This is a genomic window from Nostoc sp. DSM 114161 (assembly GCF_052692665.1).
The window spans coordinates 1,719,178-1,746,039 of the sequence record NZ_CP195141.1 but is presented as its reverse complement, the minus strand read 5'-3'; the positions used below and the strand labels follow the sequence as shown (position 1 = coordinate 1,746,039).

The 26,862-nt window shown below is 40.5% G+C and carries 20 protein-coding genes and 1 pseudogene; 13 read left to right on the top strand and 8 right to left on the bottom strand.

Going from position 1 to position 26,862, the window contains the following annotated elements; translation table 11 throughout:
- The first annotated feature begins 250 nt into the window (after window positions 1–250).
- Window positions 251–2,992, top strand: coding sequence for an SdiA-regulated domain-containing protein (locus tag NSTC745_RS07425; protein ID WP_445636577.1), 2,742 nt, complete (start codon window positions 251–253; stop codon window positions 2,990–2,992).
- Window positions 2,993–3,182: 190 nt separating this feature from the next.
- Here the strand turns inward: NSTC745_RS07425 and NSTC745_RS07420 are convergent, their stop codons facing one another.
- From NSTC745_RS07420 to NSTC745_RS07405, 4 genes are all read right to left on the bottom strand, one after another.
- Window positions 3,183–4,022: an Npun_F0296 family exosortase-dependent surface protein gene (locus tag NSTC745_RS07420; RefSeq protein WP_445636576.1), complete on the bottom strand. Its 840-nt coding sequence runs from the start codon at window positions 4,020–4,022 to the stop codon at window positions 3,183–3,185.
- A 271-nt stretch (window positions 4,023–4,293) separates the two neighbouring features.
- Window positions 4,294–4,599 carry a hypothetical protein gene (locus NSTC745_RS07415; RefSeq protein WP_445636575.1) on the bottom strand — a complete coding sequence of 102 codons (306 nt, stop codon included), beginning with the start codon at window positions 4,597–4,599 and terminating at the stop codon, window positions 4,294–4,296.
- 118 nt (window positions 4,600–4,717) lie between these two features.
- Window positions 4,718–6,673 carry a flotillin family protein gene (locus NSTC745_RS07410; protein ID WP_445636574.1) on the bottom strand — a complete coding sequence of 652 codons (1,956 nt, stop codon included), beginning with the start codon at window positions 6,671–6,673 and terminating at the stop codon, window positions 4,718–4,720.
- Between the two features lie 11 nt (window positions 6,674–6,684).
- Complete coding sequence (locus NSTC745_RS07405; RefSeq protein ID WP_445638551.1) at window positions 6,685–7,329, bottom strand: DUF1449 domain-containing protein; 645 nt, start codon at window positions 7,327–7,329, stop codon at window positions 6,685–6,687.
- A gap of 412 nt (window positions 7,330–7,741) precedes the next feature.
- Here NSTC745_RS07405 and dapF point away from each other — a divergent pair, with 412 nt between their 5' ends.
- Window positions 7,742–8,581 carry a diaminopimelate epimerase gene (dapF, locus tag NSTC745_RS07400; protein ID WP_445636573.1) on the top strand — a complete coding sequence of 280 codons (840 nt, stop codon included), beginning with the start codon at window positions 7,742–7,744 and terminating at the stop codon, window positions 8,579–8,581.
- A 97-nt stretch (window positions 8,582–8,678) separates the two neighbouring features.
- On the opposite strand, the gene NSTC745_RS07395 is transcribed toward dapF, so the two are convergent.
- The 3 genes from NSTC745_RS07395 to NSTC745_RS07385 form a co-directional block, all read right to left on the bottom strand.
- Window positions 8,679–10,895: a lytic transglycosylase domain-containing protein gene (locus NSTC745_RS07395; RefSeq protein ID WP_445636572.1), complete on the bottom strand. Its 2,217-nt coding sequence runs from the start codon at window positions 10,893–10,895 to the stop codon at window positions 8,679–8,681.
- Between the two features lie 628 nt (window positions 10,896–11,523).
- Window positions 11,524–11,796, bottom strand: coding sequence for a GlsB/YeaQ/YmgE family stress response membrane protein (locus tag NSTC745_RS07390; RefSeq protein ID WP_445636571.1), 273 nt, complete (start codon window positions 11,794–11,796; stop codon window positions 11,524–11,526).
- 463 nt (window positions 11,797–12,259) lie between these two features.
- Complete coding sequence (locus NSTC745_RS07385) at window positions 12,260–12,517, bottom strand: hypothetical protein (protein WP_445636570.1); 258 nt, start codon at window positions 12,515–12,517, stop codon at window positions 12,260–12,262.
- A 289-nt stretch (window positions 12,518–12,806) separates the two neighbouring features.
- Between NSTC745_RS07385 and NSTC745_RS07380 the strand changes: the two genes are divergently transcribed.
- From NSTC745_RS07380 to NSTC745_RS07360, 5 genes are all read left to right on the top strand, one after another.
- Window positions 12,807–13,439, top strand: a complete 633-nt coding sequence (locus tag NSTC745_RS07380; protein ID WP_445636569.1) for a bifunctional 4-hydroxy-2-oxoglutarate aldolase/2-dehydro-3-deoxy-phosphogluconate aldolase — start codon at window positions 12,807–12,809, stop codon at window positions 13,437–13,439.
- Window positions 13,440–13,552: 113 nt separating this feature from the next.
- The gene (locus NSTC745_RS07375; RefSeq protein WP_445636568.1) at window positions 13,553–14,068 is read left to right on the top strand and encodes a L,D-transpeptidase; all 516 of its coding nucleotides are present in this window, start codon (window positions 13,553–13,555) and stop codon (window positions 14,066–14,068) included.
- Between the two features lie 462 nt (window positions 14,069–14,530).
- A complete protein-coding gene (locus tag NSTC745_RS07370; protein ID WP_445636567.1) occupies window positions 14,531–15,070 on the top strand; it encodes a L,D-transpeptidase in 540 nt (179 codons plus the stop codon).
- A 305-nt stretch (window positions 15,071–15,375) separates the two neighbouring features.
- Window positions 15,376–15,936 (top strand): Uma2 family endonuclease, encoded by a 561-nt coding sequence (locus NSTC745_RS07365; protein ID WP_445636566.1) that lies wholly within the window; start codon window positions 15,376–15,378, stop codon window positions 15,934–15,936.
- Between the two features lie 324 nt (window positions 15,937–16,260).
- Window positions 16,261–16,602 carry a hypothetical protein gene (locus NSTC745_RS07360; RefSeq protein ID WP_445636565.1) on the top strand — a complete coding sequence of 114 codons (342 nt, stop codon included), beginning with the start codon at window positions 16,261–16,263 and terminating at the stop codon, window positions 16,600–16,602.
- A gap of 53 nt (window positions 16,603–16,655) precedes the next feature.
- Here the strand turns inward: NSTC745_RS07360 and NSTC745_RS07355 are convergent.
- Window positions 16,656–19,373, bottom strand: a pseudogene (locus tag NSTC745_RS07355) (CHAT domain-containing protein).
- Window positions 19,374–19,770: 397 nt separating this feature from the next.
- On the opposite strand from NSTC745_RS07355, the gene NSTC745_RS07350 reads away from it, so the two are divergent.
- From NSTC745_RS07350 to NSTC745_RS07325, 6 genes are read left to right on the top strand one after another with little or no spacing between them, the layout of a single operon-like run.
- On the top strand, window positions 19,771–20,904 hold the full coding sequence (locus NSTC745_RS07350; RefSeq protein WP_445636564.1) for a hypothetical protein: 1,134 nt from the start codon (window positions 19,771–19,773) through the stop codon (window positions 20,902–20,904).
- A 3-nt stretch (window positions 20,905–20,907) separates the two neighbouring features.
- The gene (locus NSTC745_RS07345; protein WP_445636563.1) at window positions 20,908–21,483 is read left to right on the top strand and encodes a 4Fe-4S single cluster domain-containing protein; all 576 of its coding nucleotides are present in this window, start codon (window positions 20,908–20,910) and stop codon (window positions 21,481–21,483) included.
- Window positions 21,484–21,499: 16 nt separating this feature from the next.
- Entirely contained in the window at window positions 21,500–22,270 is a 771-nt protein-coding gene (locus NSTC745_RS07340; RefSeq protein WP_445636562.1) for a GTPase domain-containing protein, read from the top strand.
- 6 nt (window positions 22,271–22,276) lie between these two features.
- The gene (locus tag NSTC745_RS07335) at window positions 22,277–23,155 is read left to right on the top strand and encodes a TRAFAC clade GTPase domain-containing protein (RefSeq protein ID WP_445636561.1); all 879 of its coding nucleotides are present in this window, start codon (window positions 22,277–22,279) and stop codon (window positions 23,153–23,155) included.
- Window positions 23,139–24,041, top strand: coding sequence for a hypothetical protein (locus NSTC745_RS07330; protein WP_445636560.1), 903 nt, complete (start codon window positions 23,139–23,141; stop codon window positions 24,039–24,041). The genes NSTC745_RS07335 and NSTC745_RS07330 overlap by 17 nt, the downstream gene beginning before the upstream one ends.
- Window positions 24,042–24,067: 26 nt before the next feature.
- Entirely contained in the window at window positions 24,068–26,779 is a 2,712-nt protein-coding gene (locus tag NSTC745_RS07325; protein WP_445636559.1) for a hypothetical protein, read from the top strand.
- Window positions 26,780–26,862: the final 83 nt, after the last annotated feature.

Here is a 26,862-nt window from a genome sequence, read left to right as displayed (position 1 = left end):
AAGCTGTTGTTTCAACTATTTTATGAGTATTGTGCGATAAAAATCATTAATCAAGTTAATAAATACTTCTGTTTTTGTAGCGATCGCATACACCAAAATAGCACTCTCATATAAATCTTATTTAAAAATCGCTACAAGCTATTGATAGCAAGTTTTCCTAGACCATATTGCAGGTTTTTTGGGTTGATAGGTTAGCTCACTCTGCACCATATTTTCCTGCAAACTTTTACCCTTCTAAGGACAAATAGTAATGCCAGCAATTAATTCAGTAGATCTGTCAACCTATACCTTAATCGATCGGTACGACCTGCCCGAACCTACGCGCACCACTGCACCTCCCAACAGCAAACTAGCTCAGGAAGTCTCGGCCGTAACCTACAATTGGGACACCGATACGCTGTTCGTCGTCGGCGACGGTAGCACATCCATTGTTCAAGTAACGAAGACGGGGCAATTGATCGACTCAATGACCTTGGCTCCTGGCAATAGTCCCCAAGGTACCGACTTCTATGATACGGAAGGACTTACTTACATTGGCGGCGGCAAATTCGTCTTGATTGAGGAGCGAGATCGGCAGGCCAACTTGTTTACTTACCTACCAAACACTACCCTTACCAAAAGCGACGTACAAACCGTCAAGCTCGGTACAACGGTGGGAAATATTGGCATTGAAGGCATATCCTATGACCCACTGACAAACGGATTCATCGCCGTCAAGGAGACGCAACCAGAAGGGATATTTCAAACCAACATCGATTTTGCAGCCGGGACTGCGACAAACGGTTCGCCCACCACAGTCAACTCGACTGACCTTTTTAATCCTGCACTGGCCAACCTTTTGGATTTTGCGGATGTTTACGCGTTGTCGAATTTATCATCTCTGAACGGACAAGCTGATTACAGTCACCTGCTGGTGTTGAGTCAAGAATCGGGCAAAATCGTCGAAATCGATCGCTCCGGAAATATCTACAGTTCGCTGACGATTGTCTCCAATCCAGGTAATCCCCTGTCCGTTGTAGACCAGCAACATGAAGGTCTGACGATGGATAAAGATGGTTATCTTTATGTCGTCAGTGAGAATGGTGGTGGTAATATCAATCACCCGCAACTCTGGGTCTACGCGCCTTCTTCAGTTGCGAATCAAGCCCCCACTGCTGTAGTGCTGAACAATCAAGTTACAGCGATCGCGGAGAACGCCAGCACCACAACCCGGCTGAAAGTAGCAGACATTACCATTACCGACGATGGACTAGGAACAAATAACCTAACTGTGACTGGAACTGATGCTAACTTCTTTGAAGTTGACAGCACTGGACTTTACATCAAAGCCGGAACCGTTCTAGATTACGAAACCAAAACCAGCTATAGCGTCACCGTCAATGTAGATGACCCAACTGTTGGCAACACTCCGGATGCGATCGCCAACTTTACTTTGGCTGTCACCGATGTGGTGAATGAAACACCCTCACTTCCCTCCGTCATCATCTCCGAGGTGTCACCGTGGAGCAGTGGCAACAGCCCCTATGGTGCCGACTGGTTCGAGTTAACAAATACAGGCACCAGCACTGCGAACATTACTGGCTGGAGAATAGACGACGACTCGAACAACTTCGCTAATTCTGTGGCGCTCAACGGCCTTACTAGCATCGCTCCTGGGCAATCGGTTATCTTTATCGAAGGTGATGCAAGTACCGCAAGCGCATTCAAGACGGCATGGTTTGGCAATAATTTCCCCAGTAACTTCACTATCGGTACTTACAGTGGTTCTGGCATAGGTCTAAGTACCGGGGGCGACGCAGTAAATCTCTTTGATTTGAGCGGAAACCGGATTACTGGTATTAGGTTTGGTACATCCACCACAGGCTTCACGTTTGATAACAAGGCCGGTGTGGGCAGCACTACGCTTCCGCTGCCGACTGTCTCGACGTTGAGTGTTGCCGGAGTCAATGGTGCGTTCGTTGCAACCAATGTTCCAGAGACTGGCTCTCCAGGCACGACTGTAACTGTGAATCAAGCTCCCACGGCTGTAGTGTTGAATAATCCGGTTACAGCGATCGCTGAAAACACCAGCACCGCAACACGGATTAAAGTGGCAGATATCGCGGCGACCGATGATGCTCTAGGCACTAACGTCCTCAGCCTCAGCGGAGTTGATGCTAGCGCCTTTGAAATTGCTAGCAATGTTCTGTACCTCAAAGCCAACACCAGTCTCGATTTTGAAACAAAATCTAGCTATGCGGTTACTGTTGCGGTGGATGATGCCAATGTGGGTAGCACTCCTGATGCCAGCACTAACTTTATATTGAAAGTTACAGATGTCAATGAGACACCCACTGCGAATAATGACAGTGGCTTCACAGCTAACCAGAGTGTCGCGAAGCTAATCCCCATCGCCACTGTGCTGGCCAACGACACTGACCCCGATGCCAACACAACGCTGTCTATTTTGCCCAATGGATTTACCAATGTTGTGGGTGGTAGCGTTGCTATAAGCGGCACTAACGTCATATTTACCCCGAACTCTAGTTTTAGCGGTACGGCTAGCTTCAAGTACACAGCGAGCGATGGCAGCCTCACCAGTCAGGCGATCGTTACCTTAGAAGTCGGCAGAACAGTCAATGGCGGCAATGGCAAAGATACCCTCACTGGCACTAGTGGCGATGATAACTTCAGCGGGGGGAATGGGAAAGATACTTTGTTTGGTAACGCTGGCAATGATACGTTGTTCGGTGGTAATGGCGATGACCTGCTTAATGGTGGTAATGGTCGAGATACTTTCGTCTTTACTCGTAATGGCAACGGCACTGACACAATCCAAGACTTTACCCTTGGACAAGACTCGATCGGCTTATCCTGCGGACTGAGTTTTGGTCAACTAACTTTTGCTAATGTGAATGGCAGTGCTGCGATTCTCTTTGGTAATGATACGTTAGCGCTGTTAGCTGGAGTCAAAGCCAATCAACTAGTAGAATCCAGTTTTATCCCGGTTTAACCATTTGCAGTGTTGAGTTGAGATATTCGTAATTTTCTGTTAGCAATGGCGATCGCGACATCTTCTTGAGCTAGTCAGCGAAAAAATACTTCCATCAAATAAAGCAAAGCGAAGGATTTTGAAAATCCTTCGCTATGTACCGAACGCTCTTACTGAAAAATTTATTAAGTTAACCAAACTAAACTTTTGTTTAAGCAGATTCCTTTGCAGTTTGCAATTTTTGGTTTTTACGTTTGCGTAGAAATAACCCGCCGACAGCTAACATACCTAAAGTAACACTAGGTTCGGGCACGCTTTCAACACGAAATGTATGGTTATCACTTTCAAAGCCACCACCTTCTGTTTGAGAAATGACAATTTTATTAAACTTGTCATTCCCACCTTCTGAGAAAAACTCAAAGAAGCCATTCTTTTGACCACCATGTTGGGAAGCTCCAACGGTAGCTGCTCCATTTAAGATGTCGTATGTTAACTCTTTTATTAAAGTGGTGCCGCTAAAGAATTTCAATGTGTTGCCTACACTTAGAGCGCCTGCATCAAAACCGAAATAACTAAAAGTATTATTACCTTTAGCTTCAATGATGGTATCGCTATCGGAGAAAACTGCTAAATAATTAGTTTGGTTGACTTCTGCGTGAGCGCCAGAAGGTGCCCAAACATCGGAGTAAATACCAGTTTGACCAGAATAAGCTGTAGTAGAATAAGTACCTTTAGAAAAAGAATATTTTACTAGGTCATTGCCTGGTACTTGGCCATTATTAAAATCAAAGGTTGTATAACCTGCGCTATTAACATTCTCAGAAAAAACACCTTCATTTGTTGCTGTAGGTTGGCGGTAAGCCCCAGCTTCATATGTAAATCCTAAAGCATGTGCTGAACCAGCATAACTAATAGAAGCGATTGTAGAGAGAGCAGCAATACAAGCAATTTTTTTAATAAACATTATTTTTAGTTCCTGTTTTTTCTTATTTATGCACCAATTATGTGATTTATTCCCTAGAAAATAACAGGGCAAAATTACTAGATTCATGTCTCATCATTAAATTAATATTTGAGTAGCTTTTTCAACAGATATTAGTTTTAAAATGCTATTTCTACTGGTAGAAAAATGAAGTAAATATTTAAATCAACAAAGAATTATAAAATTTGAGTGAAATAACATCCCGTACATAAAGAAACTGTATTTTGACTCTTGGTATTTTTAAGCAATAATGAAGGCTACAAACACGATCTCTCTGTAATGAAGTGCAAAAAGAAATCGTCCACAACAGCAATATCTTAAGCTTCTGCTTCTAATTCTGCTACTTGCTGAGCCATTTCTGCTTGACAACACCGGCTAAAAGCATGAATTGGTAGAACTTGTGCGACTCGTAACTTACCAAACTTCCTGATGGTGGGTTAATCAGAGGCATAACGCACCCTATTTGACTGACACGGCTAAAATAATGCAATAGATTTTTGAGGTATTGATAGAAACCAACGTTTTTGATTTTTGCAAAAGATAACGAAAGTAGCCCTAATTCATGAATTACCGCCATGCAAAAATAAGGTTTTCGGCTATCTATTTCGTAAGTCGTGGCTATGTCAATGCGTACTCCAAAAATCAAATACAGCGTATTTCATTTAACTGAAATACACTGTATTTGTCAGAGTAAAAGCACCAAGCGTATTCTATTTACTGTGTACTTTTGTGTACTTTTTCTAAATCACCATTACAAAACTGAATTACAATTTATTTCCATCAGTTTGTATATTGTTTTCGATCGCACCTTGTATTGGAGGATTTTCTAAGGAAATTTGACTTGATGTGCCAGTTATTACTGGGTTATTGCCATGCACTAGCTGATTGATTTGACCGATTAGTTCGCCTAATTTACCTTCCTCTAGTAAAGTATTTATTAAGGAAAGTCCACTAGTAGATAGTAGCAATTTGTTAATATCCTGACTGCCGTTGCTACCATTTGCACCAGGGAATGAATAAATGCGAGTATCTCCTAAAACTCCTGGTTGCGGTGCTAAGGCAGTAACAATTTCTGGTAGTTTATCGGCTAATTCTGGCCAAATAGTTGTAATAATTTTGGCAGTGAGATTGGCATTACTAATGGAATTTTCGGCGGCGATTTTAGCTCGAATACCTTCGGCTTCTGCTAAAACTTGGTCGCGGTTAGCTGCTGCTAAGGTGCGAATTGCTTCTGCTTCTAATTCTGCTGCTTGTTGGGCAATTTCGGCTTGACGGCGGCGGCGGAAAGCATCGATTTCGACAACGTTGCGATCGCCAATACTCTTTTCTTGCGCTTCTCGTTCGGCTGCAATAATCGATAGCTGTTTGTTGCGTTCGGCTTTTTCCACTTCACCGGCGGTTTTAACTGATTCTTCGGCTTTGGCTTGTTGTGCTTGCGCCACAAAGCTTTCGCGTTTTTTGTTAGCAATAGCGATCGCCACATCTTCTTGAGCCAGTTTTGCCAGTCGTTCTGACTCAACTATCTGCACTTGTGCTTGTAGTTTTCCTGATTCTACAGTTTGTTGACGCGTAATCTCTGCAAGTTCGGATTCCTGTTTTTGCAGTGCTTGTACTACCTTTAGCTGTTTATTGCGTTCTTCCAGAGCAATATCAGCTTCAATTTGACTTTGTTGCACCGATAAATTTTTGCGAATTTCTTCTTCTTCAACTGATTTTTCTTGCAAAATTTTAGTCCGGCGTACTGTTGCAGCTTCCCTGTCTTTGGATTCTTGAATTTCCCGTTCTCGCTGTGCTTTTAGTGCTTCTACTTGTAATTTTTGTTCTAGTTTTGCACTTTCTTGTTCTTGGGCAATTTGGAGCGATCGCTTTTGAGCATCGAGTTCTTTTTGCTCAATCGTCACTTGTGCTGCTAACTCAACTTCACGTTTTTGTTGAATCGAGCGCTGAATAATTTCGGTGCGTAAACGCACACCTTGAGCATCAAAAAAGTTATCTGGATCGTAAGTAACACTTTCTAATATTTCGGAGATAGCAATGTTATTTAAAGTCAAGCCGACTTTTTTCAAATCTGTTCCTACCAAGTTCAGTACTTCTTGAGCAAAACCCAATTTATCAGAATCAATTTCTGCTAAATCTTTGGTTTTAGCTGCCGCCCTAATTGCGTCATCTGCTCTTTTTTCTAAAGCATTTTTTATATCTTCTGGAGTAATTTTAGTACCATTTTGAGATAGTCTAGCGGCTGCTGTCAAAACATCTTCTTCAGAGGCATTAATACATACATAAAAAGTCACTCGGATATCTGCTCGTAAGTAATCTTTAGTCCGGACTGCAAGTTTACCAGTGCGTTCTACATCAATAGAAATTTCTCGCAGAGGTACTCGTGTCAGCTGGTGGAATCCGGGTAAAACAATACAACCCCCATAGAGAATCACCGCTTTCTTTTTCAGAAAAAGACCCCCAGTCCTCACGAAAGCTTCGTTGTTGGGTGTCACTACATAAACCCGCGTATAAGCAAACAAGCTGAATAATAGTAATAAAACTAAGCCAGCAATCACCACTGGAAATACTAATCCGCCATTGACTTGAGCAAAATTAGGCATAACTTTTACTGGGAGTGTTTGGTCAATTAATGTTATTTGTTTTTGTTGTAACTTAATCTCTGGAACTTCAGCTATTTCGATACTCGGTAAAGACTGGATAAAAGTTAACAAAAAAAGCATTTTTTTACCTCTTAAGAAATTGAATCTCTACGAGACGAATTATTTAACCAGTGTTCGTGGTCAGGACTATCTTTAGCAATAACTACGTAAATTTGCGCCTTATGTTCAATAATTAAAACCCTTTCTCCACGTTCTGGTGCAACAGTTCCCCAATCTGGTAAAACAGCACTAATAGTTAAAAGATTGCGTTTTGCATCTAGCACATCTACTTGTCCAATTCTGCCTTGATTCTCAGTTGGGATATAAGCAGATGTTACAATTCCAACGCAACCTATTAAGCGATCGCTACTCACATCTTCACCAAACTCCGCAAATATTTTGCCAATTGGTCGCGCTATTAATCCTCCCAACAACAAGCTAATAATCAGCGAACCAAATAATATAATGCTGGCGATAAAGCTACCAGTATTATTGGAAGCTCCACCAAACCAAACATTCAACATCCACCCCAAAACGCCCCACAAACTCAAATCTGTAGCCAGTAATAATATCAATGGAGCTTTCCCAATCCCAGCCCATCCCAGAAATTGCCCAAAGCCCAATTCACTATTGCTATCTGCGTCTACATCTGCATCTACATCCACATCTGCATCAATATCAAAATCTTCACCTCCCCCGCCGGAAATTATCATAAAAAAGAACAGCAAAACCCCCATTCCCAGAAAAATCCAATAGGGCAAGTTGTTTAGACTAAACAGCATAATATTCCGTTAATGATATGTGCTGGTAGTTTTGTAAAATATAATACTCTTATTGGCTAGCAAAAGCCGCGACCTCAGAAAAAAGCTAATAAAGATGTACGAATAGGTGGCTTTAATACTCCTACTTTAAAAATTCCTGAAATCTGAATTTTGACTTGCTACTTTATTGTACTACATTAATAATACATAGTTCTATATACATTTTATGAATAGTTACTTATAAAAAAGAGAGTTAGAATTATTTATTTGCTAAAATAATACAAATCTTAAAATTTTTCAAAAATTAGCAACGCAAATTCAGAAAATATAAAGATAATTTAATTACCCAAAAATATTTATTTTTTTAATATCTGTTATGTATACTCCAGTGAAATACTCCAAGTATCATGCTCTCGGAAATGATTATTTAGTTATTTCCCCTCAAGATTTAGCATTTGAATTAACCCTAGAAAAAATTGAGCGAATTTGTCATCGAAACTTTGGAATTGGCTCAGACGGCATTCTGTTTGGTCCCTTAGCATCCAACAATGCCAAATTTGGATTGCGAATTTTTAACCCAGATGGCAGTGAAGCAGAGAAAAGTGGCAACGGGTTGAGAATCTTTTCCCGCTATTTGTGGGATAACCAGCTTGTTCGAGAAGAAGAATTTGATATTGATACCCTTGGCGGGCGAGTCATAGCGCGAGTTGCCCAGTCAGGTAAAAGTGTTCGAGTAGAAATGGGTCGTGTAAGCTTCCAAAGTGAAAAGATTCCGGTGACAGGGCACTCCAGAGAAGTTCTCAAAGAAAGTATTACCGTTGGCGACCAAACTTTTAGCTTTTGTGCAGCCACTATTGGAAATCCACACTGCGTTATCCAGCTACCCGAAGTCACACCCGAAATAGCCAAGCAGTATGGTTCTTTACTAGAAGTTCATCCTTACTTTCCCAACCGTACCAACGTTCAGTTTATGAAAGTTAAAGACCGGCAAAATATTCAAATTGAGATTTGGGAAAGAGGAGCAGGTTACACCTTAGCATCTGGCAGTAGTAGCAGTGCTGCGGCGGCTGTTGCCTACAAATTGAACTTGTGTGATTCAGAGATCGTAGTTCACATGCCAGGAGGACAAATTGCGATCGCCATCAGCGAAGATTTTACAATCACAATGACCGCCGCCGTCACCAAAGTAGCTGACGGCTCAATGTCAATGGAACTCTTCGAGTATTGAATATTGGGCATGGGGCATTGGAAGTGCTTAGCGAGGATTTAACAGTTATCCTCTTCCCGTGCCTCCCCTGCCCCCCTGCTCCCCCTGCTCTCTTCCCTCACTGCGTCGGCAATTTTGGATGTGTAGTCGAATACTTTGCAACTATGCCAGAAATCTCTGGGTTGTAAAGTCTAAGATAATTCCAGTAATTGCCAAATACTTGACGTACATAATTTTTGGTTTCATCAAAAGGAATGTCTTCAACAAACTCATCTGGATCTTGTGTAGTGTAAGTTTGCAGCCATTTAGAGACATTGCCAGGGCCGGCATTGTAACTAGCGATCGCCAACAAGGAGTTATTGTTATATTGCTGATGGGTATGATCCAAATACCATGTACCCAGCATGATGTTGTCATTGGGATTTTCTAAGTTTATTGTTTTGCTATCCACCTTAATTTGCGGGGCGATCCATTGAGCGGTACTCGGTAATAGCTGCATTAACCCAGTAGCATTTGCCACAGATTTAATTTTTGGTTGAAACCTGGACTCTTGACGAATTAAGGCAGTGACTAACAAAGGATTGAGTTGACGCTCAGTAGACCACTTTTCAATCTCTCGCAGATAGGGAAATGGATAACGGGCTTGCCAGTAGGAGATTTGTTTGCTCAAAGTTTGATATTCAGCAAGTTCAGCTGGTATTTCCCGGTCTTCCAATTTAGAAATTTTGTCAATTCCTATGAGATTTTCTCCCCTTGCCAGCTGTATCAAGCCTTCAGTAAATTGCTCTGCTACCGTTGGCTGAATTTTGTTTTGAAATTCTGTTTGCCACTGTAACCAAGCATCGCGGTCTTGACCCAACAAATACAATTCTTTGAAAGTCTCAGAACCCGCAGGAGGTAACGAACGCTGGGGTGCGATGACTTCAGGGTTCATTGAGCGCACGTTGTCAAAGTTGCCAACATTCAACCCCAACATTGTCGCCGATCGCCATGCATAGTAAGAGTAGGGAAACTGGCTAATCACATATTCATAGGCAGTTTGAGACTCTTGCTGTTTTCCTAGTAAAGCTGCCCATTTACCTACCCAAAAGCCTGCTCTCGGCGCCAAAATACTGTTGGGGTTGTTGCTAACAATTGGTTCTGCCCATTGCCATGCACCGATATAATCTTTGTTGTTGGCTTTATCTTGGGCGATTTTCCAGCGATACTCTGCTGCTTCGTCAGAATTACCGTACTTACCCAAGAGTAATTGCCAAGCTGAACTAGCTGACTTTTGATCTTTGAGTGCTTGCAGAGTTTTGGCTTTTTGTACCAGTGCAGTACTAGCTTGACCGGGAAACTTACTAATTACCTGGTCAAGATAAGGTAAGCCATCTTTGGGAGTTTTTGCCATTTCTGCTAATCGCAGCAGTGCAGTACCAGCTTCTTTAGCTTGTGGAAATTGCTGCACCACTTGTTTATAGGTGGCGTAGGCGTAGCCCGCCGCAGGCATCGCTTTTTCTCTATCTTTGCCTCCTACCTGTAACCCCCGTGCGGTGCGGTAGAGGTTGCGGGCTGTTTTGGGTGCTTTGGCATAAGCATTCCCTGCTTTGAGAAATTGATTATTTTCCCAATAGGCTGTACCAATGAGTTCCCAATCTTCGGGTTTGAGAGTAGGTTGTTTAACTAACGCATCCAAAACCCCCACTATGCCTGGTTGGTCGTAGGCGTATTTTGCCAAAATCAACTGTAATTGTGGCTGATTGGGGTTTTCTTGTAAGCGTTTGCGGATAATTTCCCAAGTCAAGGGGTTAGAAGGAAATTGAGCGATCGCGGTTTCCTGTTCCTTTGGTTGGGCAATTAGGTATAGGGCTTTAACTGCGGCTGCTTCTTTGGGATAGGCTTTGAGCACTTTTCGCCTGAGATCCGAGGCTTTGCCGTCCTCACCCAGCAGATCCTCTGCCTGAGCTTGTTTTAGCAAGATGTAAGGCGCGAGAATGGGATAGTCTTTCTCTAATCCTTCCAATAAAGCCAGAGCTTTTTTTCCTTGGGTTCTTTCAATGTAATCGCTCGCCAAAAGATAACGAGCGCGATTGCGGTCAACAGAAGGCGATTGCTGTGCGATCGCAGCTAGTTTTCCCGCCCGTTCTGGCAGAGATTGTGATATCAGTGGAAAGACCGCTGATTGGGCAACGCTAGCCTCAGATGTTTGCTCTACCTGATTTTTACCCAATTTGAGCCATTGCCCCAGAGATTTGCCAATCTCAGGTGCTGATACCATTGCCCCAGCTGAAAAGGCAAACAGAGCCGCAGCCGCAATTATGGAAATTTGCTTTTTCTGTAGTTTCTTCAGCATGAATACCCGCTGAAAAGTTCCGATGAATTTCTTGAAACTTTAGCACTCTTAACCATCAGTGTGACCAATTTTTAATTTGAGATTTTTAATTTTATGTAGAAAAATACTAATTTTCAATCTTACGGTTGACAGTGTTGAGTTTGTAGCATACATTAAACCCTATTACATCTATCCCCAGAATAAATGTAACAATTTTTTTCATATCCGATATAACAATTTAATACACATAACAAGGTAACTCCAAAAAATAAAAATAACCACTTGAAGTTGCTTACTGATGACTATTGCCTGTTGACTGTTAACAATGGGATATTTTTTTATTTGCAAGTTTCTAAGAGCTTGTTTGAAAAGTATTTGGCTGTGATTTTAGGCACTTAGAGATCCCCCCTAGCCTCCCTTAAAAAGGGGGTGGCCGTAGGCGGGGGGATCTTAACCGAACTGTATTGCGATCGCTGTTATCATTTCCCAGCATTACGGTTAGGATAATTATTATTTAATCTAAAAATAATTAAAAATTAGCGCTACCTTCATACGAAGATAACGCTATCATTTTGATTCAATTAATTCAAAAATAAAATATTTAAAAGGGTTTGCTAACTATTCTTGGTAGATTGGCTGCAATCTTATTCTATACAGCACTGCGGCGGGTTAACAAGTTCCACAAGAAAACTGCTACAAGTGCGCCTAAAACTGCTACTACAATACCAGGAACGCTGAGAGTGGGAGCTGCTAAAGTTAACGTCCCCGTACTTATAAAGATACCCAAACTACCGCCCACAAAAGCACCGATAATTCCTAACAAAATTGTTCCGAGAATTCCGCCGCCTTGATGACCGGGGTAGATAGCTTTGGCGATCGCACCAGCAATTAGACCTAAAACAATCCAAGCAAGAATATTCATGATTATTAATTTGGTAAAGGTTTTTTACTTACAAATTAATATTAGCAATTTGACCATTATGACTCCATCCATCATACGAATTAATTATGAATATCCACAAGTAGTAGTTAAATAAGTGCTAATTCATTTGATATATCCTCCTATTGAAGTAGATAATTAAGCAAAAAAAGCTCCTAGTTGGTCTTGAACTAGAAGCTATCAAACTATTGCTTGGTAATAGCAGTATATTCATTCTGAATTAGCTATCTCCTCTACTAGAAGTGTCATTTATTATTAGTCATTGGTTATTAGTCATTTGTTTTTGAAGTTTTCCTGCCAGAAATCCCCTTGGTAGCTTGTTTCCTCATCGGGTAGGGGATACTAGCGGACTCGGCTTAATACACATCACGGTAAGCCAAGGCTGGTGACTTGTTTGTTTATCCTTTCTATATCGCTAATGACTAACGACTAATGACAGCTACCTTCATTTACTACTAATCTTCCATTCATCTCGATGCATCCGAACTCGTAGCAACTTGCTCCAAGACCGATGGATTATCAGGTAAATCAAACTGCTCAAAGTCAATAGCATCACAGCCAAAATCGTCCCATATGCGTGAATATGCCACCAAAATACCTTGACTGGTGTTGTACCCAGCTGTACAAACTTCAGCAAATTCTCTAGATTAACGCTATTGGAACCGTGAAAAGATGCTACTGTGTTTTGTCGCGCAATTGTCATTTAAATTACTCCTTTAATCCCAAGCACTGAGGCATTTAACTTAAACTACGGTAACCCGATAGGTTTAAAGTTATTTATATGCAATATCTCATAGCTCGATCCAACAAGCAAGTGTGGGATTCACGCATAGGGCGTAGGGCATAGGGTATTTTGGGTATTAGTATTGAAAACTAGATATTAGGAAACTAGTTTGCAGTGCCGAATCCTAGCTTCCAACGCCCGATGCCCAATGCCCCGTACTTCTCTGTGAGAGGCTGCGCTCAGTACAAGTGCCCTATGCCCCATGCCCATGCCTAATCAAATTTGGTTATCACAGTTGCAAAAACATCGAGCGATCGCAGTTATCCGCGCTCCTAAAATAGAATGGGGACGAAAAATGGCTATGGCTGTAGCGTCTGGGGGAATGCAGCTAATTGAGATTACCTGGAATAGCGATCGCGCCGAGGAATTAATCAATCAACTACGTTCGGAATTACCAGGCTGTACTATTGGTACTGGTACGCTGTTCAATGTGCAGCAGCTAGAAGAAGCGATCGCTTGTGGGGCGCAATTTTTGTTTACACCCCATGTTGACTCGGCAATGATTCAAGCAGCGCGAGAAAAACATGTGCCTATTATCCCAGGAGCGCTGACGCCTACAGAAATTATTACCGCTTGGAGTCACGGTGCTAGTTGTGTAAAAGTGTTTCCCGTGCAAGCGGTGGGGGGGGCTGATTATATTAAAAGTTTACAAGGGCCCTTGGGCGAGATTCCCTTAATTCCTACTGGCGGCGTCACCGTAGAAAACGCCAAAGAATTTTTACAAGCAGGAGCGATCGCCGTGGGTTTGAGCGGTGAATTATTTCCCAAAAAGCTTGTCAGCGAGGGAAATTGGGAGGCGATCGCAACTAGGGCAATAAAGCTAATGCAACAGTTGAGTTAACTTAGAATCAAATCATCAAAAATTTATGTCTATTAAACTAATAGATATGGAAAGAAAAGTGAAAACTGAAAACTTTCCTCAAACCAGATAATTTGAGTGTGAGTGTATCTAGTATGAAAAAACTAAATTCTCCTGACTGGGTGCGTCATTTAAAAATACTTATTGCTGGTACAGCACTGTCTTTAAGTGTTTTTACTACTAGTGAAACGAGTGAAGTTTGGGCAACTTCTAAGAATCAAGTCATCGCCCAAACAATCCAGACATTACAAAAATCGGATAAGCGCTGGATTCAAATTAATCTTTCAAAACAACGATTAATCGCTTGGGAAGGTGACAAAGTTGTTTATGGAAGTGCCATTTCTTCTGGTAAAAAATCCACTCCTACCCTAGTTGGTACTTTTAAAATTCAATCCAAGTTCAAAACTACACGAATGCGGGGACAAAACTACGATGTTCCTAACGTTCCTTACGCCATGTTTTACGAAGGTAATTACGGCATTCACGGAGCTTACTGGCATAAAAAATTTGGTACTCCAGTGAGCCACGGTTGTGTAAATCTTGCACCTAACCATGCTAAATGGCTATTTGGCTGGGCATCAGTAGGGACACCAGTAGTTATCCATAAGTAGTAAGTGAAGCAGCCCAAAGCCAATTTAGGCAAAAAAATTATAAATAACTGAAAATCAAGACAATTGCAAGATTTCCAGCAACATTTTATGCTGGGAATCTTCGGAATCGGAATTATTCAACTTCGAGTAAAATGTAGAGCAGGGCATTAATACAAATATTGGATTTTAGAGTTGAGATTTTGGCTCGAAAGCATGTTTCATAAATTTCCAAAATCCTATCTCTACCAATTTTGGATGCAACTATTTGCCTAAAACCAATAAGCGTAAATCCTGACGATTTGTGTGTAATTCCAAATGCAAATAAGAATCCGGGGGAATTTGCATTTGTGTTTAGATTACATATTTGTCGTCATTAGCGATCGGTCATTAATAATTAGTTAAAACTCATCATTTAACTAATGACTAATGCCTACTGACTAATGACTACTGGCTAATGCTAATTAGTTTAGAAAGTGAGGCATAATGCAATCCTGGATTCGCAGTGGTGGAATTCGTTCCTCAAAAACTTTTTGTACAGGCGTGGTACTGATGGTGGCGACTTTATTTTCTTGGTCGCCGCCGTTAGCAGGTAACCCCAATTTTGCTACAGCCAAAGCCACGTCAGGCGATGAAAACAGCATCACTGTATCTAGTACCAGCCAAACGTCCCAACCTCGCTGGATTGAAATCGACTTGTCAGAGCAACGCTTACGTGGATGGGAAGGAAAAAAACTCGTTCATTCATATCGAATTTCCGGAGGTAAGCGATCGACCCCCACACCCTTAGGCAAATTTCGGATTAATTCTAAGTATCGCACTCACCGGATGCGAGGTAGAGGCTACAACATTCCTGACGTTCCTTACACAATGTATTTCTATAGAGGCTACGCTATCCACGGTGCATACTGGCATAACCGTTTTGGAACTCCAGTCAGCCACGGTTGCGTGAATTTACCTGTTAAGCAAGCTCGCAATCTTTACAACTGGGCTTCAACGGGAACTTTAGTAGTGGTGCATAGATAATTCGTAATTAAGAGTTGCAACTACAAAGCGGCAATTTTTATCTTGATAGGACTTACGCAAAAACTCTCTCTTGCTCTTATTTCTTTGTGTCCTTTGTCTTGAAAAGTTCAGAACGCCGGAAGCCGGCGCTCCGACTTTTCGCTGCGTCCTTTGCAGTAGCCTGCGGCAAGCCGCTCCGCGTCTACGTTTTTTCATGATTTTGCGTAAGTCCACCTTGATATATGGATGGGTGCGTTGAACAAGTTTACGCATCTATTCATACATCTTGCTAGACTAAAAAAACATTTTCCAGGGATTTAGGAGCTATGAGCGCTACAACTACTTCTGTGACTTTGGAAGAGTTTCTGAAGCTCCCCGAAACAAAGCCTGCCAGCGAATATATTAACGGTGAGATTGTTCCTAAGCCAAAGCCAAAAGGAAGACACAGCCGCTTGCAAGGCAAACTCTGTGCTGTTGTCAACGAACTCACAGAGAATCAAAAGATTGCCTATGCATTTCCTGAACTACGTTGTAGCTTTGGGGAGCGCTCAATTGTACCCGATGTAGCTGTGTTTGTGTGGGGGCGTATACCGTTTACTGTTGATAATCAAATACCCGATAATTTTGACCTTCCACCAGACTGGACAATTGAGATTCTCTCACCAGAACAAAAACCTAACAAAGTAATCGGTAACATTTTGTACTGTCTTAAATATGGCAGTCGCCTTGGATGGTTTCTTGACCCTGATGACCTCGGTATCTTGGTATTTTTACCAGAGCAACAGCCAGTGTTACTCCAAGGTGATGATTTTTTGCCTGTATTATCAGAGATTGAACTTGCGCTAACCGTCAATCAAGTTTTTGGATGGTTAAAGATGGGTAGTTAGAGTGATTCAAACTGTTGCTCTGAAATTGGTATGAGCGATCGCTCTAGTAATCTCTAAATATAGAACTTACGCATTCAGATTCCCGAACCCCCGATAAATTGGGGAGCCACTGCGGTCGGCGGTTTCCCGACTTGGAGCAAGTGGCGGGGTTTTAAACTTCCACCCAATTTATCGGGGGGGTTTGAGGCTTCAGTGCCTAAGTCATAAAATTATAAACTCTAGCTAAAGATTGATTTATCCAATCTAACTATGGGTGAATTTAACTAAAATTTATATTCTTTATAAAAAAAACTATTCGTCTACTTTTGGACAAACTTTATGTTGATGACTGACTTGAAGAATACAACCAGTTTTTTTAATAGTTTTGATGACAATTTATTGCGTGAATTAACTCCTGATGAAACATCCAGATTCGTCGGTGGTTTCGCTCTAACAAATGATACAGATCGAACACAAACTTTCTCTACTTTTGGTGCAACAGTGCCATCTCAAAGGTACGTCCTACAGCCTGGAGCTAGCAACAATTATCCAGGAGACAACGTTTTGTTTAATTCATCGAGGAATACTTATATTCCAGTTCTGCAACCAGTAAGCCCTAATGCTAACTACCACTTAATTACCCAAGGCGACATAACGCGTCTTGTTGGTATAAATGAATTACGTTGAGTTTTTGTTGTGTAGCAGAGAACAGGGTTGAAAGTCTGTTCTCTGCGCCGAAATTATAACCAATTGCCAATTAACACATAGGAAGACCAAAAGCTTGGTGCTTTATAGTTAGGATGTTTCAGGAGCTTTAGCTGGGCACGGTGGACTGCTTCGGCTTTAGTAATTTTGCCACTTTTGAGTTGTTTATAAAAGGCACTAACAAACATCGCTGTTGATTTATCATCAATTTGCCAGAGGGAGGCGATGGTGCTGCGTGCGCCAGCTCTTACCGCTGCTCCTGCTAGACCAAGTGCTGCACGACTATCTCCTGTTGCTGTTTGGCAAGCACTCAAAACTAATAGTTCGACTATGCTTTTACTTTGATTCCGGAAGAGTGTATCAAAATCTTTGACGTTAATCTGACCATCAAAATCCAAAATAAAAGTGTCTTCAAGGCGAGAACTAAACTGACCGTGAGTTGCCAAATGCACTATGTTAAATGATGTCTCTGAAATTTCAGTTTCTAAATTCTTTTTTTTAAAATCCCCATCCAGTAGACTAGTTGTCGAAACTCCAGCTTTGGCGATGCCGTCGAATTCAGATTTAATCCCAAGTAATGGGGCAAACTTGGAAAATCCTGGCGGAGGCTGAGTCAATCCTGCGGTGAGAGCTACTAGCTTCTGTTCTACCAGTGGTTTGGGGTCTAGGAGTTGCAGACCTACACTCAGAGCAACTGCATATTTCTCTATTAGGTATTCCTTGCCATCATAGAGCGCAGACATAGGTATGTTACGTAATACACCGTCTAGAACAAACACTAGGGTATTTACCCGACTTTTTTGCAATTCTGATTCAATGGGTTTGAGCAGCCAGTTATAAACTTGTTGTGACTGGGTTTCAACAGTTTTGGTAGCAGTGGGATTAACAAGATTTTTTCGCAGTTCTACTAAAAGTTCCTCTACTTTCGTTTGGGAAATCTTGGTAGTGTAGTTTCGCAGGGGTTGTTTGGGAATTTTGACAATTACTTAGAGTTCTTCGGGAAGAATGATTGGATAGAGAATGGCAGCGCTGGGATTCTCTCCTCGGTCTACTACTCTATCGAGGGGTATTTTCCGATCTTGCAGACAAGCTTCGCGGAAGAAGTCATCCAATTCTGCTAACTGGAGTGCTTCAATTCGCTGGCGTGCTTTTTCTAATATTGTTTCGTCTGGTTTTCCTTGTTGAAATTGCAGCAATAATTCTACTGACTGCCGATAAACGGGTTCCACGCTGTCGCGAAACTTGAATTGCACATCCTGATTAACTACGTCATTATTTACTACTAAATCTTTGCGGAGAGACTGGAGAGTTTCCACAGCAGCATCATAAGCGGCGATCGCACCATTAATATCTTTTTGTGCCCAGAGTAATCTACCTAACTGCCACTCTAATGCATAGGTAATTTCTGGTGCATTGCTGCTCTGTGCTAAACCTAATCCTTGCAGAGTTAAGTTTTGCGCCTCTGACAACTGTTTGGTTTGTTCGTACAAACCACCTAAATTTTTGAAGGCATAGGCCTCTGCCCGCTTGTCTCCTAAACTACGGGATTGCTCGATAGCGCTGGCTAGTAGGAATGCTGTTAGCCGTAGCGGGGCGTCTAACTCCTGCTGAGTTACGAGTTGGGGGGAAAAATTTTTAGTTAATGGTTGGAAATCAATATTATTCTTGACTTTTGATAAACTTTGTGCGTAGTTAACGCGGGCGTAGATACTAGCACGGCTGGGTGGGAGTTGGTCGAGTTGAGATTGAATCGCTGGTAAAAGAGTTTGAACTTCTGGCCATTGTTGGTCTTCAATGAGTAAGCCTAAGTGATTGAGTTGAGCTTGGACTTTTATCAGGGGTGAGGGAGAGATTGCAACTGTTTGTTGATAATAGCCGATCGCCTTGAGCTTATCCTGTTGTTTGAGGGCATTATTTCCCAAGCTGAAGAGACTTGCGCTAATATTTGCCTTTGATTGCAGGTTGCGAGCAATTGTGAGACTTTCTTCTAAGACTTCGTGTGACTTTTTCAAATCGCCTATTACCAAAAGGGCATCGCCAAGCGATCGCAAACTCACTGTTTTTTCTATAGAATCGGGTTGAGATTTTAGCGTCTGACTGACTTTATCGAGTGTTTTGATTGCACGAGGGTAAAATCCTTGAGCTTGCCAAGCTTGTGCTTGATTGATCAGCGATCGCACTACACCATTTTTATTATCTGCTTTTTGATAAATTTCTTCCGTCTGTTGCCAAGTTGCTAAAGCTGCCTCCGGTCGTCCCGTTGCCAATTGCAGACGACCTTGGATGTCTAGCGATTGGCCTAATATTTGCAGATTTGGGTTTTTATCCTCTGCTTTGAGCAAATTTAAGCTTTCTGTAATTACCTGCTGTGCCCGATCCCATTTACCTAGCTGCTGATAAGCTAGGGAAAGATTACTCAATGTCACTGCTAATCTGAGATTCTCCCCTTGCTGCTGATATGCTTGGACAGCTTTTTCCAAAACTTCTGCCGCCTGGGCAAAGTTGCTAGCATCGTATAAAACTTTGCCTTGTTCTACTAATGAAGTGGTATCGGTAACTACAGCCACTGAGGTAGCACTGTTAACTGGCAGTTGGGTTGAAGAATTGATTGAAGCAGGAACTTTTGCCAGCACCGGCGAACCGAGAATACATAACAAACCCATTAGGAAGCATAAAAACAAACGTATTGCTTTTTGCCTTTTCACTTTTAGAGAATTTGCACCAGCAAGTCTGCTTATTTGAGTTATTGGCATGGCAAGAGGTAGGTGATAACTAGGAACGTATAAGACTAACTGTAGGTGCTTGGGCTACCAGGGTAATGTTACCACTTACATTTATCGACAATCTGTGAGCTTCTACAATCTTATTTATCAGGAGTGGGAGCGGCTTTAATTCGATTTTTGTGAAGTGCTGGTCTTGCTGGAGTTTTGAGGTAGCGATCGCCTATTTAGCTACTGTTGAAAACGTCTTTTTTGTCAAGATCCTATTGTATGAATATTGACAACAATTATGTAAATTTCTAACGTCGGTATCTTTTTTTAGTAGTTTTTTTCAGCAAAAACCATTAAATTTTACTTAATCATTTGTTTACTTACAAGATTTGCCTGCACGGAAGTCACTCAGCAAAATTAGTGAGTAGGAGTTACAAACATGAGTGGGCGAAAAACATTCAACGTGACTGAGGGTATTTCTAGTACATCAGAACCTAGCTTATTGGATGGAATTGCCGCAGTTGTATCTATGACTGGGAGAGCATTACAAGCTTACCAAGAACGCAAGCGTCAAGAACGAGAAGCTGCCCTCCAACGAGAACAACAAATTCAGCAAAAAATTGCTCAGATTAGAACTAGCATTCGTTCTAGTTCTGCCAATAGCAAAATAGTTGTTCAACAACCGCAGAGTACTAAATCAACATCGTTTCACAACGCAACTATCAATGCTTCTCAAACATCAACATCTGATGTCATCAATCAAGCTTTGTTACAGGATGCACAAAGACGAGTGCAAAATTTACAAACTAAGTTACCCAGCATTCAGGCAGAGTATCAAGTTCTGATCGATGAAGAATTACTCGATGCTTCCAGCGTCCAACAAGCTCTCCAGCAGACGGAAAAAGCATTACAGGCTCAAAACCTGGCAGATGCAGAGAAATACTTGCAGGTGTTAGATAATGCCCGCATTCAAGTAATTCAGCAACTTCAAGCAGAGTGGAAAGCACAAATTGATTTCGTACAAACAAGGCTGAATAACTTACAGCCACGTCTTCCCCATCGCATCACTCAACAACTACAAGGGAAAATTAACCATACGGCTAATAACTGGCAGCATATCTCCAATACAGATATAGAAACATTACATCAGGAAATTAACGCCTTAGAGTCTCAAGCCGAGGAAATTCAAGCTGCGGCAGAAAATTTAGTCGTATCTTGGCAGCAATCCCACTACGATGCCCGTATTTCCGAAATTAGCGATGGTGATATCGTAATTGAAATAGAAACTCATGAGGGAGCAAATACCCTAATGCGAGTGGAGTTTGAAGGGCAAAAAATTGATTTAGCAGGGCCACAAGATCGACAAGGTGATTTGTCTTGTGCGAGTCGTACTGTTAATGTCATACAGCTATTTCAAGAGCAAGGTTATCAGTTGGAATGGACTCACTGGAATGGCGAACCGGTAAATCAAGAATGGCGGAATTTGGATACTGGGGCTACGCCAACCGAAACAGCCACAGACTCTTATTTGTCGGATACACCCCAACGTCGTCTGGAAAGTCAGGGATATTAAATCGTGACTCAGCCGAGATTATTGAATTTGGCGGGTTTGCTTCCCCGTTCTCGTGCCAACGGGCCGGGAACTCGGATGGTGATTTGGGTACAGGGTTGTCCGTTTCGCTGTCTGGGTTGTCAAAATCCAGATTTTTTAGAATTTCGAGTCAATCAGATAGTAACTGTAGACGAAATTTGGCAACAATTCCAACAACTGCCAGATTTAGCAGGAATTTCTTTTTCTGGTGGCGAACCCTTTGCCCAGTCGGTAGCTTTAGCTGATTTAGCTAGTCGAGTAAAATCCGTAGGAAAAACAGTAATTTGTTGGACTGGGTATCAAATAGAACAAATTAAATTAAATAAGATTCCTGGAAGTCAGGAATTTTTAAATCAGATTGATTTATTGATTGATGGATTATTTATACAACAACAAGCTAGCGATCGAGTGATGAGAGGTTCTGAGAATCAAAAATTACATTTTTTATCTGGGCAAATTACAGCCGCAGACTTGGTAGATATTCCCCGCCAAGAGTGGATAGTAAGTCCAAAGAGATTAACATACACGGGTTTTCCTCTAGAAAACGAGCGTTTTGATTAAAGGTGGGGTGTGGCGAATGAGTATTGTGGTAATTGGCGATCGCGCCACTGGTAAAACTAGTATGGTGAGAGCTCTATCAGAAAATGGTAAATATGTCAAAGTAGCAGACGGTAAAAACTTAGCGGGTGAATTATATAACCCAGATACCAAAGCAATAGCCAGTACAACTCAATTAGAACAAAAAGGACTAATAATAGATGTCGATCTGCCTGCTAGTGGCATTAGGCAAATGAACGTTTTATGGATTGATACCCCTGGTGAATTTTGGACTAACCCCCAACAACGCAAAGATTATCCAGCTGCTTGGCAAGCAATGGAAAACAAAATAAAGCAAAGCAAAGCTATTATTTTACTGCTACCTCCATACCAAAGTCTTGTCAGTACAAATCGCATTCAACTAGCAGCTACTCATCTCAAACCCATTGAAGCTTTACCGACTTCGGATCAATGGGTTAATCGTTTGCAATATTGGCTAAAGTTTTTTGAACAGAACTGTCAACGCGTCAAACATATCATTATTGCTTTACACAAAGCAGATTTATTTTGTGATGTTCAAGCCGAAGGAAATCGTTGGCAATATCGACCAGATTGGGGAGGCGCAGCACCTTGGTATGAATACAGCGATTATGTATTAGGAGCATATTTTGGAGTAGCTAACCAAGTGATTCGTCAATATAAAGCTACAGAAATTGGCGCTCGTACAGAATTTTTTATTAGCACCACTGAAAACCAAGAATTATTAGAACTTCCCTGGCTTTATCTTGCTCCCTACCTAATTTATAGCTAGCCTAATATGATCAAAAACGTAGTTCTCAAACCCCAAACTACTGGAACTGAAATTACAATTATTGGTTCTCGGAGTTCTGGTAAAACAACTTATCTCGCCTCCATGCTGCGCTTACCGAAAGAATTTCAAATGCAGTTTCCTGGCTTGAAAATTATACCAATTACAGATGAATCAAAAAAATTAATTGATTTGGCTAAAAATATTTTAGAAAAAGGGACAAAAATTGCTTCTACAGATGCAGGGAATGAACCATTTTATTCATTTCAAATTAAAATTCCGCCGAATAAAAGCTCACCAGAAATTACCTTAGATTTAACTGTTAAAGATTATGCAGGAGAAATATTTGAAATCGCAGCAGAGCCTCACAGATGGTCAGAATTAAAATCATACTTAGATGATTGGTGTTCTGCACCAAATTGGATGATTATGCTGACTGATTGGGAAACTCAAAAAGATCGACGTGTCTATGCACCAGCCATTGAAAGGCTACTCACGGAAATTTCAGAACGTGCGGCTGTGCAACCAGCTTTAAATAATCTCAGAGTAGCAGTAGTCATGAGCAAATGCGAACGAGGAGAATTATGGCCGTGTCGTCTCGATCCAGAAGAAGACTTATTTAAAGTGCGGTTAAAGAATACTTATCAAGTATTAAAAGAGAATTTACCATCTTCTAGATTACGATTTTTTGCCTGTTCTTCTTTTGGCGTATTAAGCGATCGCCCCCGCGATCTCGATCCTCGTCCCAACCGTTACATTCCTCATGATGGCAGTTCTGCTGAGTTTAACACCTACCTGCGAGATATCAATGCATGGAAACCTTATGGCTTAATTTCTCCACTTTATTGGCTCAGTACAGGGAGGGTATTTCATGACGAGCGCCTTTAATCCTCCTGTTGATTTACCAGGAAACCAGGATATCCGCATTATCGGCCCTCGTAGTTCCGGGAAAACTGCTTTTATGGCCGCCCTAGCTTATTGGCCTAACGCCGATCCCAACAGTCCCATTCAATCAGTCGATCCTTACGACAATGCTTCTGGCGAGTTAATTGGCATGGCTAGGGACATCCTAGCAGATGGTAGAGAATTGGCATCAACAGATGCGGGTGAAAGCGCTGATTCCCTGCCAATTTATACCTTACTAATTACTTTAAGACCCAGATTGTTAAATCACCCAATTCCCGCTCTAAAAAACAAATCCATCAGAATCCAAGTTTCTTGTCGAGAATACCCTGGAGAGATTATCAAAGATTTACGCAATATTTCCAGTTCCAATTCTTTGCTAAACAGTTACTTGGATGACTGCGCTACTGCTTCGAGCTTACTGCTGCTAATTGATGGTACAGCAAACCAATCTGACAGAGATTATGCTCAAGCCTTAGAAAATCTGCAAAAACAGTTAAGCGATCGATTAAGCCTTGATACTACCAGATTAAGAAACTACCGCATAGCTGTAGTATTTTCTAAATGCGAACAAGCCCAAGTGCGAGTTTATTGGAAAGATATCAACAATTTTGTCAGCTTGAAATTTCCAAACGTCCAAACTACTGTCAACAAATGGCGTACCCTTTGGGGGTGTTCAAGCAATTACTTTTTCTGTTCTGCTTTTGGCACTAAAGGCATAAATCCTCAACCCAACTTCAAAATTAAGAGTAGAGATAAAAACGGCATTACTGGAGTAATTGATAGCCCAAGAGTATGGCGACCTTTAGGCTTAGTTGCCCCCTTGTATTGGATACAAACTGGTCAAGAAGACCCGCGATTAAAAATCTAGAACTGTAGAAGGAGCATATCATTAATATGTCAGACACTATTCCTGTTTATCAATTTTCGAGAAATTTTGATAATCCCCATCCTTCAGCACAGCATAATAATCGCTGGGTGTCGGGTGGTAATATCATCGATCCAGAAAAGAAAATCGCTCTTTGGAATCAAGAAGTTCCTCAAGAAATTCGCAAGGCAGTACTTGACGGTTATTTTGCAATCAATGATAGTTATCCACCAGCAGAAAATGATTTTGCTTTAATTGCGAGAGAAATAGATGATAAATATGCAGTTTTAGCAGTAGCTAATGGGCAAATAGATGACCGCGATCGCCCCACCATAGGCTATAAATATTTTTGGTTAGAAAAAACAGATTCATATATCGATGGTATCGGAACTTTAATTTATTGGTGGCAGAATGTAAACTATCAATTTGATATGCAAGAATTGAATTCAACATCAAAGCCAGAAATTTATTATGCTCAAATTTGGAATAAAATAAATTTTGCTGAACCTTGGTTAGAGAAAAAAATTAAGGAAACAGTAAACAATTTTAAACATATTCCATGTACAGGTGTAGTTACAAAAGAATATTGGGGTGATTATCCTCCATATATAAGACTACATTACCTTAGTTTAGGTCTTAGTTTTCGCTCTGATTCTTTAAATGCCTGGGCTTGGAATGTCCAGAAATTATCCTTTGCTGAGAATTTTGTCTACATTTTGTATTCGACTTCAGCAGACATTCCGCCTAACCTTTATAAACAACTAGTACCCGACAAGATAATTATTACTATTAACGATCTTCAGTCAGATAATTCCGAAAAAAATTCTGAATCGACAAGCCAAAATCAAGATACTCCTCCAGATGACGCAGAAAATAAAAATTCTGCTCAAACGGAAAATTCTGATACATCTAATGATTCTGAGTCAGATAATTCTGAATCGACAAACCAAAATGAAAATACTCCTCCACATGGCACAGAAAATCAAAATCGTGTTCAACCACCAGTTCAAAAAATTAAAACTTGTTTAACAGAACTAGCAAGAACCTTTCATAGTAGAAATCAACTTGATGTCAAAAAAGCCGAAGAATTATTTGGATATTTAACCAACTACTCAAATGCAAACTGGTCTGATTTTATAGACCAAACGACTCTCAACACAACTGCTAACCCAATAAGCGAAATTTATAAAGCAGAAATATATTTAATCGTAATCGCTTACGATCAAAAGCAAAAGTGGCTAATAGATTTGTTGAAATCAATCCATGTTGAAAATAAACCATCATCCATTTGGGATTTTTTGACATTTCCATTCAAAATTTTGCTAAATCCACCAATAAATAACGACCACATTTTTCCTTTGCTGGAATTCCAAGATCGGTTATTAAAAGAAAGTTGTAAGTATGATTCACAAGTTCAACAGCGACTTACTGAATCCATATACTATGGTATTACTTTTTTCTTGACAATTTTAATAACTTTTGATCCCAACGACCCCAAGCACCAAAGATTAGCTCAACAAATTAATTACTTGCTAATTGAATCTCAAAGCATTTGGAGTCAATACTTTCAAAAATATGCAGAAATAGTAGCAGACAGATTTTTTTATCAGCCTGAAATTGATGTCAATGCTTACAAATCAGTTAGAAAATTCTGCCAAACAATTTTAGAAAAACTCGAAGAAATTAAAAATAACAACTGTGATTCTGCTAGTCGCAAGAGGCTATACGGTGAATATAAATCTTTGGCTCCAATTTTCGCCAAAATAAATAGAAGAGATTTAGCAGAATTGTTTTATCTTATCAGTGGTAGTCAAGTACCTCAGGAAGTTATTGGTAACATACCCGAAGAATTCAGAACAACAATATTTACTAGAAATTATGTTCTTGCTCCAGTTTCTCCTGGAAACCCTCAACTTAATAAAAATATTATTATAACTATTGTGACATTATTGTTCGGTATTCCTATAATTTATTTTATTTTCTATGAGCAAATAACTAACTCAATTGGCTCTCCTCAAGTTTCATGTGAACAAGAAAACTGGCTCGTAGATTATTCAACATTTGAATCGTGTTACAGAAATGCAAACGAGTATCAGAAAAATATAATAATTGGCAAATTTATGCCAGATCAAACTGACATAACAGATGAAAATAAACTAAAGCAAAAAGGCAAAGCTATACAATTTATTGATGAGACTCCTAAAGGAGATGAAACTGAATTTCAAAGGAGAATAGAAAAATTACAAGAGTGTCAAAAAGTTAACGCTACTCAATTTGGTAAGTGCTTAGAGAATAAAGAACAAACTGCTGTTAATAACACTGGACAAGATACGAATCAATCTAATGAAACTCCTAATACTATTGAACCACCAAATAAAATTAAATGTTCGCTTCAAAGTTATGAGCAAGTTAAAAACTGTAATAGCGAGGAATTTAACAAAGCAATAGAACAAGTAACAAAATTTAATAACATTGAAAAAGAATATATTGAGTTATTAAGGCAATATTTACAAAAACAAGATAAGTATCAAAATTTCAACGCAAAAAAAGAAAAATCAATCGAATGTTTTCAAACATTCCCTGTACAAAAAGTTGTAGAATTTAATGACTGCTTGAATCCATTAAAAAAAGAATCAGCAGACAAATTCAATAAATTTATATCATCACAAATTCCTGACGAAATTATTAAATATTTATCACCAGCTAAACCAAATCGAAATCATCAAAAAAAATCTAAGTAAGTATGAAATGTGAATTGAACAATTAGATCAATTTTATATTTCATCTATGGTGTTACCTCAATTTTTATGGGCTGGAATATTAG

What these genes read in the sequence shown, in the direction of transcription:
- NSTC745_RS07425 (WP_445636577.1), top strand. Translation starts at nt 251, where the DNA reads ATGCCAGCAATTAATTCAGTAGATCTGTCAACCTATACCTTAATCGAT.
- NSTC745_RS07410 (WP_445636574.1), bottom strand. Translation starts at nt 6,673, where the DNA reads ATGCTTTTTTTGTTAACTTTTATCCAGTCTTTACCGAGTATCGAAATA.
- NSTC745_RS07395 (WP_445636572.1), bottom strand. Translation starts at nt 10,895, where the DNA reads ATGCTGAAGAAACTACAGAAAAAGCAAATTTCCATAATTGCGGCTGCG.
- NSTC745_RS07365 (WP_445636566.1), top strand. Translation starts at nt 15,376, where the DNA reads ATGAGCGCTACAACTACTTCTGTGACTTTGGAAGAGTTTCTGAAGCTC.
- NSTC745_RS07380 (WP_445636569.1), top strand. Translation starts at nt 12,807, where the DNA reads ATGCCTAATCAAATTTGGTTATCACAGTTGCAAAAACATCGAGCGATC.
- NSTC745_RS07340 (WP_445636562.1), top strand. Translation starts at nt 21,500, where the DNA reads ATGAGTATTGTGGTAATTGGCGATCGCGCCACTGGTAAAACTAGTATG.
- NSTC745_RS07385 (WP_445636570.1), bottom strand. Translation starts at nt 12,517, where the DNA reads ATGACAATTGCGCGACAAAACACAGTAGCATCTTTTCACGGTTCCAAT.
- NSTC745_RS07375 (WP_445636568.1), top strand. Translation starts at nt 13,553, where the DNA reads ATGAAAAAACTAAATTCTCCTGACTGGGTGCGTCATTTAAAAATACTT.
- NSTC745_RS07325 (WP_445636559.1), top strand. Translation starts at nt 24,068, where the DNA reads ATGTCAGACACTATTCCTGTTTATCAATTTTCGAGAAATTTTGATAAT.
- NSTC745_RS07330 (WP_445636560.1), top strand. Translation starts at nt 23,139, where the DNA reads ATGACGAGCGCCTTTAATCCTCCTGTTGATTTACCAGGAAACCAGGAT.
- NSTC745_RS07405 (WP_445638551.1), bottom strand. Translation starts at nt 7,329, where the DNA reads ATGGGGGTTTTGCTGTTCTTTTTTATGATAATTTCCGGCGGGGGAGGT.
- NSTC745_RS07360 (WP_445636565.1), top strand. Translation starts at nt 16,261, where the DNA reads ATGACTGACTTGAAGAATACAACCAGTTTTTTTAATAGTTTTGATGAC.
- NSTC745_RS07420 (WP_445636576.1), bottom strand. Translation starts at nt 4,022, where the DNA reads ATGAATCTAGTAATTTTGCCCTGTTATTTTCTAGGGAATAAATCACAT.
- NSTC745_RS07370 (WP_445636567.1), top strand. Translation starts at nt 14,531, where the DNA reads ATGCAATCCTGGATTCGCAGTGGTGGAATTCGTTCCTCAAAAACTTTT.
- NSTC745_RS07350 (WP_445636564.1), top strand. Translation starts at nt 19,771, where the DNA reads ATGAGTGGGCGAAAAACATTCAACGTGACTGAGGGTATTTCTAGTACA.
- NSTC745_RS07335 (WP_445636561.1), top strand. Translation starts at nt 22,277, where the DNA reads ATGATCAAAAACGTAGTTCTCAAACCCCAAACTACTGGAACTGAAATT.
- NSTC745_RS07390 (WP_445636571.1), bottom strand. Translation starts at nt 11,796, where the DNA reads ATGAATATTCTTGCTTGGATTGTTTTAGGTCTAATTGCTGGTGCGATC.